This window comes from Wolbachia endosymbiont of Oedothorax gibbosus (assembly GCF_936270435.1).
Lineage (GTDB): Bacteria > Pseudomonadota > Alphaproteobacteria > Rickettsiales > Anaplasmataceae > Wolbachia.
Map to the genome: position 1 here is coordinate 505767 of NZ_OW370567.1, position 14418 is coordinate 520184.

General features: G+C 36.6%; 14 protein-coding genes, 1 tRNA gene and 4 pseudogenes. 14 read left to right on the forward strand and 5 right to left on the reverse strand.

Annotation, left to right across the window (positions count from 1 at the left end; genetic code table 11):
• Positions 1-72 precede the first annotated feature (72 nt).
• Positions 73-954 carry a group II intron reverse transcriptase/maturase gene (locus NBW39_RS02540; protein WP_250294716.1) on the reverse strand — a complete coding sequence of 294 codons (882 nt, stop codon included), beginning with the start codon at positions 952-954 and terminating at the stop codon, positions 73-75.
• Complete coding sequence (locus NBW39_RS02545) at positions 935-1867, reverse strand: reverse transcriptase/maturase family protein (protein ID WP_250294717.1); 933 nt, start codon at positions 1865-1867, stop codon at positions 935-937. The genes NBW39_RS02540 and NBW39_RS02545 overlap by 20 nt, the downstream gene beginning before the upstream one ends.
• Positions 1868-2493: 626 nt before the next feature.
• On the opposite strand from NBW39_RS02545, the pseudogene NBW39_RS02550 reads away from it, so the two are divergent.
• Positions 2494-2877, forward strand: a pseudogene (locus NBW39_RS02550) (helix-turn-helix domain-containing protein); the annotation flags it as partial.
• 48 nt (positions 2878-2925) lie between these two features.
• Here the strand turns inward: NBW39_RS02550 and NBW39_RS02555 are convergent.
• Positions 2926-3798: an IS982 family transposase gene (locus NBW39_RS02555; protein ID WP_250294632.1), complete on the reverse strand. Its 873-nt coding sequence runs from the start codon at positions 3796-3798 to the stop codon at positions 2926-2928.
• A gap of 94 nt (positions 3799-3892) precedes the next feature.
• Here NBW39_RS02555 and NBW39_RS02560 point away from each other — a divergent pair.
• Positions 3893-4532: pseudogene (locus NBW39_RS02560) on the forward strand (integrase core domain-containing protein); the annotation flags it as partial.
• A gap of 34 nt (positions 4533-4566) precedes the next feature.
• Here NBW39_RS02560 and NBW39_RS09075 read toward each other — a convergent pair.
• A pseudogene (locus NBW39_RS09075) lies at positions 4567-4757 on the reverse strand (IS66 family transposase); the annotation flags it as partial.
• A 62-nt stretch (positions 4758-4819) separates the two neighbouring features.
• Between NBW39_RS09075 and NBW39_RS02570 the strand changes: the two are divergent.
• Positions 4820-5679 (forward strand): IS630 family transposase gene (locus NBW39_RS02570; protein WP_250294642.1). Its coding sequence is split into 2 segments (ribosomal slippage): positions 4820-5144 and positions 5144-5679, totalling 861 coding nucleotides; the frame shifts between segments, so codons are not numbered across the junction.
• A gap of 29 nt (positions 5680-5708) precedes the next feature.
• On the opposite strand, the pseudogene NBW39_RS02575 reads toward NBW39_RS02570, so the two are convergent.
• Positions 5709-6508 (reverse strand): annotated as a pseudogene (locus tag NBW39_RS02575) (IS66 family transposase); the annotation flags it as partial.
• A gap of 564 nt (positions 6509-7072) precedes the next feature.
• Between NBW39_RS02575 and rpsL the strand changes: the two are divergent.
• From rpsL to rplL, 11 genes are all read left to right on the forward strand, one after another.
• Positions 7073-7447, forward strand: coding sequence for a 30S ribosomal protein S12 (gene rpsL, locus NBW39_RS02580; RefSeq protein ID WP_006279787.1), 375 nt, complete (start codon positions 7073-7075; stop codon positions 7445-7447).
• A gap of 5 nt (positions 7448-7452) precedes the next feature.
• Complete coding sequence (gene rpsG, locus NBW39_RS02585) at positions 7453-7932, forward strand: 30S ribosomal protein S7 (RefSeq protein WP_250295525.1); 480 nt, start codon at positions 7453-7455, stop codon at positions 7930-7932.
• Between the two features lie 21 nt (positions 7933-7953).
• On the forward strand, positions 7954-10029 hold the full coding sequence (gene fusA, locus NBW39_RS02590; RefSeq protein WP_250295526.1) for an elongation factor G: 2076 nt from the start codon (positions 7954-7956) through the stop codon (positions 10027-10029).
• Positions 10030-10040: 11 nt separating this feature from the next.
• Positions 10041-11213 carry an elongation factor Tu gene (gene tuf / locus NBW39_RS02595; RefSeq protein WP_182319390.1) on the forward strand — a complete coding sequence of 391 codons (1173 nt, stop codon included), beginning with the start codon at positions 10041-10043 and terminating at the stop codon, positions 11211-11213.
• A gap of 13 nt (positions 11214-11226) precedes the next feature.
• A tRNA-Trp gene (locus NBW39_RS02600) sits at positions 11227-11299 on the forward strand.
• A gap of 19 nt (positions 11300-11318) precedes the next feature.
• The gene (gene secE, locus NBW39_RS02605) at positions 11319-11519 is read left to right on the forward strand and encodes a preprotein translocase subunit SecE (RefSeq protein ID WP_250295527.1); all 201 of its coding nucleotides are present in this window, start codon (positions 11319-11321) and stop codon (positions 11517-11519) included.
• Positions 11509-12345: a transcription termination/antitermination protein NusG gene (gene nusG / locus NBW39_RS02610; protein WP_250295528.1), complete on the forward strand. Its 837-nt coding sequence runs from the start codon at positions 11509-11511 to the stop codon at positions 12343-12345. Before secE ends, nusG begins: the two co-directional genes overlap by 11 nt.
• 2 nt (positions 12346-12347) lie before the next feature.
• Positions 12348-12788 (forward strand): 50S ribosomal protein L11, encoded by a 441-nt coding sequence (locus NBW39_RS02615; protein ID WP_250295529.1) that lies wholly within the window; start codon positions 12348-12350, stop codon positions 12786-12788.
• Between the two features lie 4 nt (positions 12789-12792).
• Positions 12793-13446, forward strand: coding sequence for a 50S ribosomal protein L1 (gene rplA / locus NBW39_RS02620; protein ID WP_250295530.1), 654 nt, complete (start codon positions 12793-12795; stop codon positions 13444-13446).
• 12 nt (positions 13447-13458) lie between these two features.
• Positions 13459-13977, forward strand: coding sequence for a 50S ribosomal protein L10 (rplJ, locus tag NBW39_RS02625; protein WP_250295531.1), 519 nt, complete (start codon positions 13459-13461; stop codon positions 13975-13977).
• A gap of 26 nt (positions 13978-14003) precedes the next feature.
• Complete coding sequence (gene rplL, locus NBW39_RS02630; RefSeq protein WP_250295532.1) at positions 14004-14405, forward strand: 50S ribosomal protein L7/L12; 402 nt, start codon at positions 14004-14006, stop codon at positions 14403-14405.
• The last annotated feature ends 13 nt before the right edge of the window (positions 14406-14418 follow it).

A 14418-nucleotide genomic window follows, 5' to 3' on the forward strand; every position in this document is an offset into this window, starting at 1 on the left:
TTAAGCACTTTTCCAACAGCCTCTCTCCGAACCACGCATGACCGTTTCCGTATCACGTGGCTCTCCAATAATCTAACGTTTTAAGGAATCACCATCATATTTCCCATATTGGATTTTCTTATGGCATTCATGACAAACAACAAGAGTTTTTCTCTGTCGTTCAATCATTCTTTTCTTCCATTCAGGTAGTTCAACATTACTCTTACTTCGTAGATCAGCAAGTTTACGTACATGGTGTACCTCAATCTGCTCTTGTGATTTACATAATTCACAAGTTTGTGCCAATAGTCTTTGCTCTATTTCACTACGCTTATTCCATATTGGTATAAGGTTATCACTTATGCTTACCCATTTATTCCATTTTAGCGACACAGCACCAAAGTGTGTAATTAATGGTATCTTTGATGGTAAACGATCTACTCTGATTTGGATGACTTTTCGTTTTTCACCTTCATCGTTTTCAATCATCGCACCAAATTTTCTATAAATTTTCCTGCAAGTTGTTTTGTATTTAGATGCTAAAGTCTTTACTAATGATACTTCCATCACATACTTCAGATAACTTAGTGTGTGAAGGTTGTAGGCCATTTTGTAGTATTGTACAATTCCTCGATATTCAGTTTGATACTGAGCAACAATACTGTAAGCTGTATCAATTGTACGTTGAGGTAAATGTATAGGCTTTCCACAACGCATATATTCAGAACACTTTTTCTGCTTTATATGGTGTGGTACACGTAAGCCAACACTACCGTTAATACACCGCTGTGTCCGATGATCATGTTTATCATCTGCATGCAAGACGTGTATTTCATAACCCAAAAAATTGGCTTTGCTATCACATGCGTGTGTAATAAGCGTTTTATCTTCATTAAGCATAAGTTTGAGCTCCTCATTGAGGAATCTAGCAATCTCATTTTTAATTTGTTCAGCTTCATTTTTTTGGTCCTGCAAACCCTACCAGAACATCATCAGCATACCTAACATACCAAAGACGTCGATAATTTTGATCACAAGAGTCCTTAGATGGCATACTCTGCACTAATTGGCGCAGTTGCCTTACTTGCTCCCAATTCCCTTGTTTTCTCATCATCGATACTTGCTTGGTTAACCTTAAATATTTTGGGTTTGTCCTTCTTCGCTTACCTCGGTTATTTGCTGGTATTAATGTATGTTCCACATGTTTATCTAACCGATCGAGTAATATGTTACTCAGAATTGGACCAATAATAGAGCCCTGTGGTACTCCACTGTGACTCTTATTGTACTTCCAATTTTCCATATATCCTGCTTTTAGCAGTCGATTGATTAGTTGGATAAAACGGTTGTCTTGAAAGCTTTCACTCAGTATTTTTAACAATATGGTATGATCAATTGAGTCATAACATGCTCTGAGATCCCCTTCTATAAACCATTTTGTACCTCTGCCTTTTTGCGTTACTGCTTTTAATGCAGTATGGCATCCACGCTTTGGCCGGAATCCATGTGAACACTCACTAAATTTAGACTCATAATAGGCTTCCAATATTAATCGGATTACTTCTTGAAGTAACTTGTTTGACCATGTTGGCAATCCTAACGGCCTTCGTTTACCGCTCTTCTTTAAAATGTAGATACGTTTTACTGGTATCCATCGATATCGTTCATAGCGTAAATCCTCTATGATTTTATCAATTTTCTCCAAAGACATACCATTAACTGTTTCAGCAGTTACACCTTCTGTCATAGCACCTTTATTACGACAAAGTTTACCATACGCTTGAAGGTAAAGATCACGCTGATAAAGTAGGCGATATACGTTTTTAACCGGCAGATTTCTTTGTCCGCGTTCACGTATAATGTTAAGTATTGTTTCAGCTTTCCGCATCTTGCGTACCTCCCAATTTCAACATTCAATTATCTGTCACCCTTTGCCCTGTATGTGGCTCTCCCACATTCCCCGGTGGTTCGTTACTTCCACGACTACTACGATGACTCCGTAACCATAGAACTCGCGTTCCTTAGGTCATCCCATGTTCCGTCACTAAGAACTGTTCTAGATCAACTTAGGTTTTCCATTCATCCTCTTAAATAAGTTCACTACTTATCGTTCTACAGCCAGAATGTCGCACAAACGAAAGTTTAATCTGTGCTTACTGTAGACATGGGGTTTTAAATGTGATACCCATGGATGTGAAGTCCCACCCCTGAAGATTAGAATTCAAGCAGTTTAGCTTTAACCATATTGATCAGGTGTTGCAAGCCGTTATCTTACACATCTTCAGACAACTCTCGCTTTACATACATGCTCTTGTCCTCCTCCCCTTTCGGGTTAAAGTTAGTTGTTCACCTCGAGGCCATTTATTCTGAACCCCGCTTAGCTCTGCTAAGTATTTCTTAATGCGTGCCACGGCGCACCCTCTCGACTCACACAGCTCCCATTATTCAGCCATCAGTTGTAATAGTTTAGACTTGATCTGACAGGCAAACAAAGTAAGATAAAAATATGAACAAATTTTAAAGGAGTGTCAGGCAACACAAGAAAAAATACTAAAACCAAAGTTGGGATTGCTAGAACTTGCAAAGCAATTAGGAAATGTATCACAGGCGTGTAAGGTAATGGGATATTCAAGGGATACATTTTACCGCTTCAAAGAACTGTATGAAACAGGAGGAGAAGAGCGAAAAGCAAGCCATTATATGCAAATAGAGTATCGGAGGATATAGAAAAAGCAGTAATTGAAATAGCAATAGAATTTCCAGCATATGGACAAGAAAGAGCAGCAAACGAAGAGAGGAATTCTCATCTCTGCAAGTGGAATAAGATCAGTGTGGCAAAGAAACAATCTTGAAAATTTCAAAAAGAGGTTAAAGGCATTAGAAGCAAAAGTAGCTCAGCATTTTAACAGAAGAGCAGATAACAGCTCTAGAGACCCCAGTTATGGATTAACCAACGAAGTAAAGCTGAGAAATACAGGGCTTTTTCGATTGCATTGAATAAGAAATGAGGGTAGAAAAAATATGTACCAAGAAATTTACTGTGGATCTATGCCGAGTGTGCTCAAGTTCAAATTTGTTTTTTAGGCAGCCAAAAACCGTTTCAACAATCGATCTTTTCCCTAGTAAAATCTTCTCTTTCAGCGAAATCAGTGCATTTTTCATACCTTTTTTCACTTTAGTGACGAGTTTTAGACCTCTATCGAATAGTTTCTCAAAGAGCTCTTTCTTTATATAGCCCTTATCTCCAAACAAAAGTCCAGTTAGTTTTTTGGTTAGAGTTGGTACAGGTTTTCTGTCATCGACGTTACCTCTGGTTAGCGTAACACCTTGAATTTCACCTATTTCATTGATTACTACATGTAATTTAAAACCAAAAAACCAGCCGTAAGTATTCTTTCCTAACTCTGCTAATCCTTTGAAAACCTTATTTCTTGAGATTCTTTTTCGATGGCATACTGCTATTGAAGTAGAATCTATGTAGGAAATCCCGGTCATTTTTGCTTGTTCACAAAACCATTGCAAAAGTAATGCTAAATACCACAAAACTCGCGGCTTTAAGGCAATAAATCTGTGATATGAAGGCAGCTTTGAAAACTCTGATCTATAGAATAACTGAAGATAACAAAGATAAAAAGCCTTGAAGTTTTTACATGGTGATTTATGGTATAATAGGATTATGGTTAGAATTTCTGAGTGCGCTATTTCTGGTACTCTGGTTGGTTTTTTGCCGTTTGATAAGAACCTATTTGCAAAATTATCATCTACCGCACGACAAAAATCCTCGACGCAACAGTACAGTTCTGTAATATCTTTCTTCATGGGTAACCTCTTATTATTACTAAAATACTCGAGTTTACCCTGTTTCCCTCTTCTTAGTTATACTTTTATCTATTTTCTAATCCATAACTGAGGTCTAGAGAAGGCTAAGGAAGAAAAAGAGGCCCATGGAGAAATTGAAACAGAGCATCCAGGATACTTGGGTAGCCAAGACAGTTATTATGTGGGTAATATCAAAGGTATTGGAAGAATTTACCAGCAAACCTTTGTTGATACCTATTCTAGAGTTGCTTTTGCTAAGCTTTACACAGAAAGGACTGCTATCACAGGTGCAGATCTTCTTAATGATAGGGTAATACCGTTTTTTGATGAACAGAAAGTATCATTACTACGCGTTTTGACGGATCGTGGTACAGAGTATTGTGGCAGACCGGAAAATCACGCTTACCAGCTGTATTTGGGGGTAGAAAATATTGATCATTCTCGAACCAAAGCTCGTTCTCCACAGACTAATGGCATATGTGAAAGGTTCCACAGAACTATGCAAGATCAATATTATCTTTAGAAAGAAAATTTACACCTCTTTGGCAGAACTTCAGTTAGATGTAGACCATTGGGTGCATTCTTACAATAGATCTAGACCGCATTCAGGTAAATATTGCTATCCTATGCAAACCTTTTTTGATAGTATGCATATTGCTTATCAGAAAAATATTGATAGCATTAAACAGGATGCTGATTTTGGTTTTGACTTTGTCAATTCTTCTGTCAGTTAATTCACGCCTGTCAGATCAAGTCTAAACTATTACATCTAAAAACATCTATCTCATTTTTTAACAGAGCTTTTTTCAGTGCAAACAACTCAGCAGCAACATTTCTTAACCAGAACTTTGACTTCAACTATGTTTCAAAATCTCTTGATCCAACAGATTTGCCTGTTTTTATCAGCAAAGTAATTGTATGCTGCATACCTGTCGTAAACTATTGCGATTGCAGAACTTATAGTACTTTTCATAATAGTCCAAATAAGGTAAAATAAGGATTTGTAGTAGTGAAGGTAGGTATGCCAGCAGCATATAGTTATGACTTAAGGAAAAAAGCAATGGAAGCTCTAGACGAGGGAGAAAGCAGAGAAACAGTGGCAGCAAGATTTAAAATTGGACGAACTACTTTGTGGGAGTGGCAGCAAAGAAGAAAAGAAACAGGTGACTTTCAATCAAAAAAACTTGGAAATGGAGGTTACAATCACAAAATTACCGACTGGGATGCCTTTGCTAAATTTGCCAGAGAAAACGGAGGAAAGACTCTATTGGAAATGGCTAAACTTTGGAGCAACGTTAGTATCCAAACTATCCACCGAGCCCTGAAAAAAATTGGATTTACACGCAAAAAAAGACCTATGGGTACAAGGAAAGAAGCGAAGAAAAACGTGCTAAATTCTTGAAAATTATAGCAACAAAAGAACCTAAAAACTTAGTGTATATAGATGAGTCTGGCATTGACAACACTGAAGACTACCCCTATGGATATTGTCAGAAGGGACAGCGGTTTTATGCCCTAAAATCTGGGAAGAAAACTCAACGAATCAGTATGATTGCAGCTTTAAGTGAAAGAAAAATAGTTGCTCCATTAACCTTTGAAGGCCACTGTAATATGGATATTTTTAATGGATGGTTTGAGCAATTTTTGATACCGACCTTGGAACCTGGACAAACTGTCATTCTTGACAATGCTACTTTTCATAAGTCTGATAAGATCATTAAGCTTGCTAAAGGGATTGGTGCAGAAATTTTGTATCTGCCACCGTATTCTCCAGATTTTAACAAAATTGAACATCATTGGTTTGCTATAAAAAACAGAGTCAGGAAAAACATTCCTCTATTCAAGTCTTTTCGTCATGCTGTTGATTCTGCCTTTCTATGATCTGTTCGGATTATTATGAGAAGTGCTATACTATTTTGTAAAACCTTCATTCCTCTTGAATTTTATAAAACTAGCTTCATTGCTAGCAAACATCCAACACCAACCGAGTTTACCTTTGTTATAGTGACTGGTTTCGTCAATATGTAGAACCTTACTTGTACTTACTTCTTGCTCGATTTGCTCATACGCTTCTTGACATTTTTCTGCAACTCTAGCCTCGCTATTTGACACGCTACCAACACTGATGTCCAGGTTGAAAATATTTTTTATAATATTTGCTACTTCTCTTTTCGAGTTCTTGTAAAATCCGCTCAGCGCCGCGATTGTTGACTTAACTTTTGGTCCAAATGTATCTGATGTAACACCTTCTGGTAACTTACTGCTTCTTCTTTTCCCGCATCTCCGGCAACGACCATTGATATTCCACTACATAAGGCCTAATTTACGGAAGATCAACTTTTTGATGAATGTACGGTCCCTTGCATATTGCAATCTCTCCTCCGCATTCACAAGTAGATGACAACTTTACTTTTATCACCTCATCTGCATCCATTTTGGCGCGAAAACTTCCTTTATGACCAACCTGACCACCGACGTTTCTGTCGCTCTTTGGCTTGTCCTTTTTTATTTTGTACAACTCTCTAGAGCTTGGTAGAGATGAATTTTTCGAGTTTAAACCGAGCCTCTCCTTTAATTCAGTGTTCTCTATCTTTAAAGCCTTGTTCTCTGCTTTTAAACTTTCATTCTCTCTTTCCAGCCTTTCTATTTTTGCTTCTAACTTTTCTATTTTTTGCTGTAAATTTTTGCAGAGCTCTTCTAGATCAATCATATTACCTCACGTTTACCCTATGATTATCTTTTTGGTTTATCTTGTCTACCTATTTTGCCACTCTGCTGAACGGATACAACATTTAAGAAATTTATCAAACGAAAAAAAAGGCAAAAGAAGCCCCGTAGTGCTGGTTTTGACTCTCTAATACTTTAAATTGGTGCTGTAATAATTTGCTGACGCTTAGTTTAAGCGCGATTTGGCTGAATGTAGAAAAAATTTAAAAGACATGCAGCCGCTATAATTTTATGTAATCCGCCAAAAAATACCCTAAGTTTTTTACTGAATTTTGTCATTGAACCTGCGCAGATCAAAAACAAGTTTTGAGTCAGAAATAACCTTAATGCCATGATAAGGGGGCTGGCGGAGTTTGTCAAGTAACTTTTTCGTTTCTACTAAATGACAATTGTGGCTTGGGGGGTGATGCAAGAAGTCTACTGATGGCTTTCAAAGCAGTTGAGCTTAATTATTAGAGTAGTAATTTTTATTTTTATATTGACTATTGAGGTTTATTATTTTATAACTAAAAACTTAGTTATTTTAATGAGCTTGAGTTTATAACATATGCCTACGATAAATCAATTAATACGTAAGGGTAGATTAGGGTTGACCCATAAGAAAAAGGTGCCAGCTTTGGGAGAAAGCAACCCTCAAAGGAGGGGTGTTTGCACTAAGGTGTATACTACAACTCCTAGGAAGCCTAACTCAGCACTCCGTAAAGTAGCTAGAGTAAAAATTAGTGGGTATGGTGAAGTGACAGCTTATATACCTGGTGAAGGTCATAATTTACAAGAGCACTCTGTTGTTTTGATACGTGGTGGGCGGGTTAAAGATTTGCCAGGTGTGCGTTATCACATAATAAGAGGTGCCCTTGATCTGCGTGGTGTGCAAAATCGAAAGAAAGCTCGTTCAAAATATGGTGTAAAGAAATCTGGTTAAAGTTTATGGCTCGTCGGAATAAAGCAAAAAAAAGAGAAATAAGTCCTGATTCGCGTTATGGCAGTGTTTTGCTGATGCGTTTCATTAATACAATCATGAAATGTGGTAAAAAATCTACTGCAGAAAAGATTATCTATGACGCTTTGTCTTTAGCTGAAAAGAAAATAGGTGAAGGTGGGTTATCAATTTTTGAGACAGCGGTAGAAAATGTTACTCCTTCTATAGAAGTGCGTTCTCGACGCATTGGTGGTGCAACTTATCAAGTGCCTGTTGAAGTTCGACAAGATAGAGCGGTTTCTTTAGCGTTAAGGTGGATTGCTAAAGCAACTTCTGCTGCTCGAAAAAAGAGTGGAAAAACCACTGTTGATTGTTTGCAATCTGAAATACTGGATGCTTATAATAAACGCGGTGGTGCGTTTAAGATGTGCGAAGAAAAATATAAAATGGCTGAGGCTAATAAGGCATTTTCTCATCTTCGTTTTTAATGTTAGCTAATTAATTGTGATATGGAAATTGGGATATCTAAATACAGAAATATAGGAATAATGGCTCACATAGATGCTGGTAAGACTACCACAACAGAGCGTATTTTATTTTATACTGGTAAGCAAAATAGAATTGGTGAAGTACACGATGGGGCAGCTTCTATGGATTGGATGGAGCAGGAAAAAGAGCGTGGTATTACAATCACATCTGCTGCAACAACATGTTTTTGGAATGATCATAGGGTCAATATAATAGACACTCCAGGTCACGTTGATTTCACTATTGAAGTTGAGAGATCTTTAAGGGTTTTGGATGGTGCAGTTGCTGTATTTGATGGAGTTGCTGGAGTTGAGCCTCAATCTGAGACAGTTTGGCATCAAGCTGATAAATATAGTGTTCCTCGTATCTGCTTTGTTAATAAGATGGATAGAATAGGGGCAAATTTTTATCGATGTGTTGATATGATAAAGACGAAGCTTGGTGCAGCACCTCTAGTCATTCAGTTGCCAATAGGAAGTGAGAAAGATTTCAAAGGTATAATTGACCTTATTTCTATGAAAGCCATTATATGGCAAGAAGAAACGTTGGGTGCTAAATTTTCTTATGAAGATATTCCTTCTGATTTGCTTGACAAGGCTCAAGAATATCGAAATCTTTTATTAGATGCTGCAGCTGAGATGGATGATGAAGCGATAAATACTTACTTTGAGTCTAATGATCTACCAGTGGATTTACTGAAAAAATGCGTGAGAAATGGGACCATTAAAGGAAAATTTGTTCCTGTATTATGTGGATCAGCTTTTAAAAATAAAGGCGTACAACCACTTTTAGATGGTGTGGTTGACTTTTTACCTTCTCCTATTGATGTTGATGTAATTATTGGAACTGATCCTAAAGATTCAGAAAAGAAAATTGAGATTAAACCTTCAGAAAAAGAGAAATTCGTTGCTCTTGCGTTTAAAGTGATGACGGATAAGTTTGTAGGTAGCTTGACGTTTATTCGTATTTATTCCGGTAAGTTAAAATCTAAATCTGCTGTATTAAATGCAGGAAAAAATGAGACTGAAGGAATTGGCAGAATGCTGCTTATGCATGCAAATAACAGAGAAGATATAAACGAAGCTAAAGTTGGCGATATAGTTGCCTTAGTTGGATTAAAGAGAACAATTACTGGTGACACTTTATGTTCACCTGATTTTCCTATATTATTAGAGCGTATGGAATTTCCTGAGCCTGTTATTGAAATTGCTGTGGAACCTAAAACTACTTCAGATCAGGAAAAATTAGGTATTGCTTTAAATAGATTGGTTGCAGAAGATCCTTCTTTAAGAATGTCAGTAAATGCAGAGAGTGGACAGACTATATTGAAAGGCATGGGTGAGCTGCATCTTGAGATTATTGTTGATAGAATGAAGCGCGAGTTTAACGTTGAGGCTAACGTTGGTGCTCCTCAGGTTGCATATCGTGAAACTATCACTAAATCTGTTGAAATTGATTACACTCATAAAAAACAATCAGGTGGTGCTGGTCAGTTTGCTAAGGTTAAAATAAAATTTGAACCTCTTGAGCCTGGTTCTGGGTTTCAATTTGAAAGTAAAATTGTAGGTGGTGCTATTCCAAAAGAGTATATTCCTGGGGTAGAAAATGGCTTGGAGTTGATAAAAGAAGGTGGTATCATTTCTGGCTTCCCATTGATTGATTTTAAGGCTACTCTTCTTGATGGTGCTTTTCATGAGGTTGATTCTAGTCCTTTAGCTTTTGAACTTGCTGCTAAGGGTGCTTTTAAGGAAATGGCGAATAAAGCTGGTCCAAAAATGTTAGAACCTATAATGAAAGTTGAAATCATTACTCCTGAAGAATATATGGGTGATGTTATGGGTGATATAAATAGTAGAAGAGGAAATGTTGCTGATATGCTGGATTTAGGTAATAATAGCAAAATAATTACTGCTTCGGTGCCTCTTGCAAATATGTTTGGTTATATCAACGTTTTGCGTTCTATGTCTCAGGGAAGAGCTCAGTATAGTATGCATTTTTCTTGTTATGAACAAGTACCACAATATGTGGTTGATGAGTTAAAGTTAAAGTATAATTAAGGGTAATAATTATGACAGCAGTAGTAGAAGCATTTGGAAAGCCGCATGTAAATGTGGGAACAATAGGACATGTGGATCATGGGAAGACAACGTTAACAGCGGCGATAACGAAGCATTATGGGAATTTTGTAGCGTATGATCAGATAGATAAGGCACCAGAAGAAAGGAAGAGGGGGATAACGATAGCAACAGCGCATGTTGAGTATCAGACGGAAAAAAGGCATTATGCACACGTTGATTGTCCTGGACACGCTGACTATGTAAAGAACATGATAGTAGGTGCAGCGCAAATGGATGCAGCGATATTGGTAGTGTCAGGGGTTGATGGGCCAATGCCACAAACGAGAGAGCATATATTGCTGGCGAAGCAGGTGGGTGTTGGATATATCGTGGTGTATATAAATAAAGCTGATGTTGCTGATGCTGATATGATAGATTTGGTAGAAATGGAAGTGAGGGAATTGCTGAATAAATACGGATTTCCAGGGGATGAAGTGCCTGTGGTAGTGGGGTCTGCATTGAAAGCGCTGGAGGATGACAGCAGCGAATATGGAAAGAAATCAATAGATAAATTGATGGAAAAGTTAGATGAATATGTGGCGGTTCCACCAAGGCCTGTGGATTTACCATTTTTATTGCCAATCGAGGATGTATTTTCGATATCTGGGCGAGGGACAGTAGTAACAGGAAGAATAGAGAAGGGAGAGATAAAGACGGGAGAAGAGATAGAGATAATAGGTCTGAAGGGGACGCAAAAGACGATATGCACAGGTGTAGAAATGTTTAAGAAGTTGCTGGATAAGGGAAGTGCAGGACTCAATGTAGGAATATTGTTAAGAGGGACAAAAAGAGAAGAAGTGGAGAGAGGGCAAGTATTAGCAAAACCGGGGACGATAACGCCGCATAGAAAGTTTAAGGCGGAGGTTTATATATTAAAGAAAGAGGAAGGAGGAAGGCATACACCATTTTTTGCGAATTACCAACCACAGTTTTATTTAAGGACAACGGATGTAACTGGGAGCATAAAATTGCTAGATGGGAAGGAGATGGTAATGCCAGGAGATAATGTGAGTGTAGAAGTAGAATTGCAAGTACCGATAGCAATGGATAAGGGATTGCGTTTTGCGATAAGAGAAGGCGGTAGAACTGTTGGTTCTGGTGTTGTTTCTGAAATTTTGGAGTGAGAGTTTGAGTTATAGGAGTGTAGCTCAATTGGTAGAGCGCTGGTCTCCAAAACCAGAGGTTGTAGGTTCAATTCCTATCGCTCCTGCATTAATGTTGTGGTGAAAATGTTAAAAAGTTTGTGTGTTTTTTTCTGTGATATAAAGCAAGAAATACGAAGAATTGCTTGGGTAAAGAAACAGGAGGTGTTGTCATCTCTATTTGTTGTAATGATTGTTATATTATGCTTTTCGATTTTCTTCTGTTTTGTGGATTTTATGTCTCTTTACGTAATTAAGGCTTTATTTGGAATTATTTATGGAATGTGAATATAAATGGTATATCATTAAAGTTGATTATGGATATGAGCAAAATATACGCGAATTGGTAAGTAATGCCGTTTATTTTAAGGAAGTGTTTATTCCTTATCAAACGGTATGTAATTTAAAATCTGATATAAAAGAGTTATGTGAAGTGTATGTATATATGCATCTATGTGATGAAAGCAAAAATATTTTGAATCAAACGCCTGGATTTTGCAGTGGCGAATCTGGTAATTTTGAGATGATTTTAGATGATGAGATAAGTTTAAAGTGTAAAGAATTTAATAGATATAAATGGTATATCTTGAGAGTTGCTTCCAATTGTGAAGAGAAAGTGCGCCAACATATATTGGAAAATTCTATGAGATTGGGTTTTAATGGTTACTTTAAGGAAGTTTTTATTCCATATGAAGAGCTAAGTGAAGTAGAGTTGAAATCTAAGAAAATTGCTACACGAAGGAAATGCTTTCCTGGTTATGTCTTTTTATACGTGAATTTATGCGATGAAGTATTGAATTTTATCAATAATATACCAAAATCTCTTAAGGTTTATGGGTTTTTGAAAAATGGTAATATTCCAAAGGTGATTTTGGACGATGAGATTCACTCAATGTGTAATGCACTTTATAATGCTCAAGAGACAAAGAAGTTAGGTTATGGTTATGAAAAAGGTGAAAAAGTGAAAATTAATGATGGTCTTTTTCAAAATTTTACTGGTAAGGTAAATATGGTAAACGATGAGAAAAAAATTATTAATGTGGAAGTATCAATTTTAGGTAAGCCGACAATAATAGAGCTTGATCTGGCTCAAGTAGAGAAAATAGAGGATTAATTATGAGTGTTATAGTTGCTAAGATTAACTTACTTATGGAAGCTGGGAAAGCAATTCCAGGACCGAAAATTGCTTCAGTACTTGGTCCACGTGGTATACCTGTTCCTAAGTTTTGTGAAGCTTTTAATAAAGTTACTAGCACTGCTAACGCTAATTATAAAGTAGGCGATTTAGTAACAGTGCGAATTTCCATAAAGGATGATCGCTCTCATGATTTTACTGTTAGCGGTCCGCCTGTGGCTTATTTACTTAAGCAGGAGACTAAATTAAGTAAAGGTTCTGGTAATCCTGGTAAAGAATTAGTGGCTAAATTACCTATGTCTGCTATAATTAAAGTGGCAAAGTGCAAGATGGTTGATATGAAAGTGGATAATGAAGATTCAGCAGTGAAAATGGTTTTAGGTACTGCTAAATCTATGGGTATAGAAGTTGTGGAAGGTTAGGTAAATGAATACATATAATGATAATCCTAAGCAGTGTTTGAAGAAGATTGTTGAGTCTGCTTCAGCAAAATTTAATGAATCAGTTGATATTGCAGTCAATTTAGGCGTAGATTCACGTAAATCTGAAGAGCAGGTGCGTGGTACAGTAGTTTTGCCTAAAGGTATCGGGAAGAATATTAAAGTAGCTGTTTTCGCTCAAGATAAACATTTATTAGAAGCTGAAAAAGCTGGTGCTGATATTGCAGGAGGAGAGGATTTAGTTGAAGAAATAAAAAAAGGTAGAAAATTAGATGTTGATTGGTGCATTACTACTCCTGATTTTATGGCAAAAATCACTCCTATTGCAAAAGTATTGGGTGCTAAAGGGCTGATGCCTAACCCTAAATTTGGTACTGTGACTTCTAACATTGCAGAAGCTATTAAAACCATTAAGTCTGGTCAGGTAAAATTTAGAACAGATAAAAATGGTGTTATTCATGGTAAATTAGGAAATATTAAATTTGATGTTGATGACTTGCTAGAAAATTTAAAAGCCTTTCTTAAAGTAATTAAAGATAATAAACCTATTTCTGCGAAAGGAATTTACTTTAAGGGTGTTTTTTTAAATTCAACTATGGGTAAAGCTTATAAATTAAGCAAAGTAGAAGATATAATTTAGGGGAGTAATGCCGTGAAGCGTGAAAATAAGGATGAGTTTATACAAAATATAGCCAATGTGTTTGTAAATAATGATTTCTTGATATTGGTAAATTTTAAATCTATAAATGCCAGTGATTCATTAACTCTGAGGAATAGGTTAAAGTCTATAGCTGGTGGAGTTTTGGTAGTAAAAAACACTTTAGCTCGCTTGGCTTTGGAAAGAACTGGTAGGTTTTCTTATTTATCAGATAGTTTTTCTGGCCCTGTTGCTATTATATACTCTAGCGGCATAGTAGAAGCTGCAAAGTTAATAGTTGATTTTGCTAATATTAACAAAGAAAAGATGTCTGTGATTTGCGCGGCTCATTCAAATCAATTGCTCACAACAGAGGATGTTGATAAGTTGGCTAAGTTGCCTTCTCTGGAGGAGCTCCGTATTAAAATTATGCGTTTAATATCTTATAATATTCCTGCTCGATTGGCGTTGTCTATTAATGCATCTTCTATGAGGCTTATGAGAGCGTTGGATTATTATAGTTCTAAAAAATAAATTTGTTGTTAAGTAAGGTAGTAATTATGAGTAATGTAACAAGTGATTTGGTTGATAAAATATTATCTTTAAACCTATTAGAGGCTTCTGAACTTGTAAAAGTTCTAGAAGAGAAAATAGGGTTGCCTGCTGGTTCTTTTCTTGGCGGAGCTGTTGGCGCTGGGGCGCCAGTTGATGGTAATGTTGCTGCTCCTGCTGCTCAAGAAAAAGCTGAGTATAAAGTTGTGATTAAAGAAATTGATGCGAGTAAAAAAATAGGAGTCATTAAAGCTGTGAGAGAAGTTAATTCTACATTGGGTTTAAAAGAAGCAAAAGAGTTGGTTGAATCTTTACCTAAAGATTTGACTGCTAATGTTCCTAAAGACGAAGCAGAAAAAATAAAGCAAAAACTTATTGAAGCAGGAGCAACTAAAGTGGAGCTTGAATAATATTTTATGTATT

Excerpts from the sequence above, each read along its gene's own strand:
- NBW39_RS02545 (WP_250294717.1), bottom strand. The coding sequence starts at position 1,867 with ATGCGGAAAGCTGAAACAATACTTAACATTATACGTGAACGCGGACAA.
- NBW39_RS02555 (WP_250294632.1), bottom strand. The coding sequence starts at position 3,798 with ATGAAGAAAGATATTACAGAACTGTACTGTTGCGTCGAGGATTTTTGT.
- rpsL (WP_006279787.1), top strand. The coding sequence starts at position 7,073 with ATGCCTACGATAAATCAATTAATACGTAAGGGTAGATTAGGGTTGACC.
- rpsG (WP_250295525.1), top strand. The coding sequence starts at position 7,453 with ATGGCTCGTCGGAATAAAGCAAAAAAAAGAGAAATAAGTCCTGATTCG.
- fusA (WP_250295526.1), top strand. The coding sequence starts at position 7,954 with ATGGAAATTGGGATATCTAAATACAGAAATATAGGAATAATGGCTCAC.
- tuf (WP_182319390.1), top strand. The coding sequence starts at position 10,041 with ATGACAGCAGTAGTAGAAGCATTTGGAAAGCCGCATGTAAATGTGGGA.
- secE (WP_250295527.1), top strand. The coding sequence starts at position 11,319 with ATGTTAAAAAGTTTGTGTGTTTTTTTCTGTGATATAAAGCAAGAAATA.
- nusG (WP_250295528.1), top strand. The coding sequence starts at position 11,509 with ATGGAATGTGAATATAAATGGTATATCATTAAAGTTGATTATGGATAT.
- NBW39_RS02615 (WP_250295529.1), top strand. The coding sequence starts at position 12,348 with ATGAGTGTTATAGTTGCTAAGATTAACTTACTTATGGAAGCTGGGAAA.
- rplA (WP_250295530.1), top strand. The coding sequence starts at position 12,793 with ATGAATACATATAATGATAATCCTAAGCAGTGTTTGAAGAAGATTGTT.
- rplL (WP_250295532.1), top strand. The coding sequence starts at position 14,004 with ATGAGTAATGTAACAAGTGATTTGGTTGATAAAATATTATCTTTAAAC.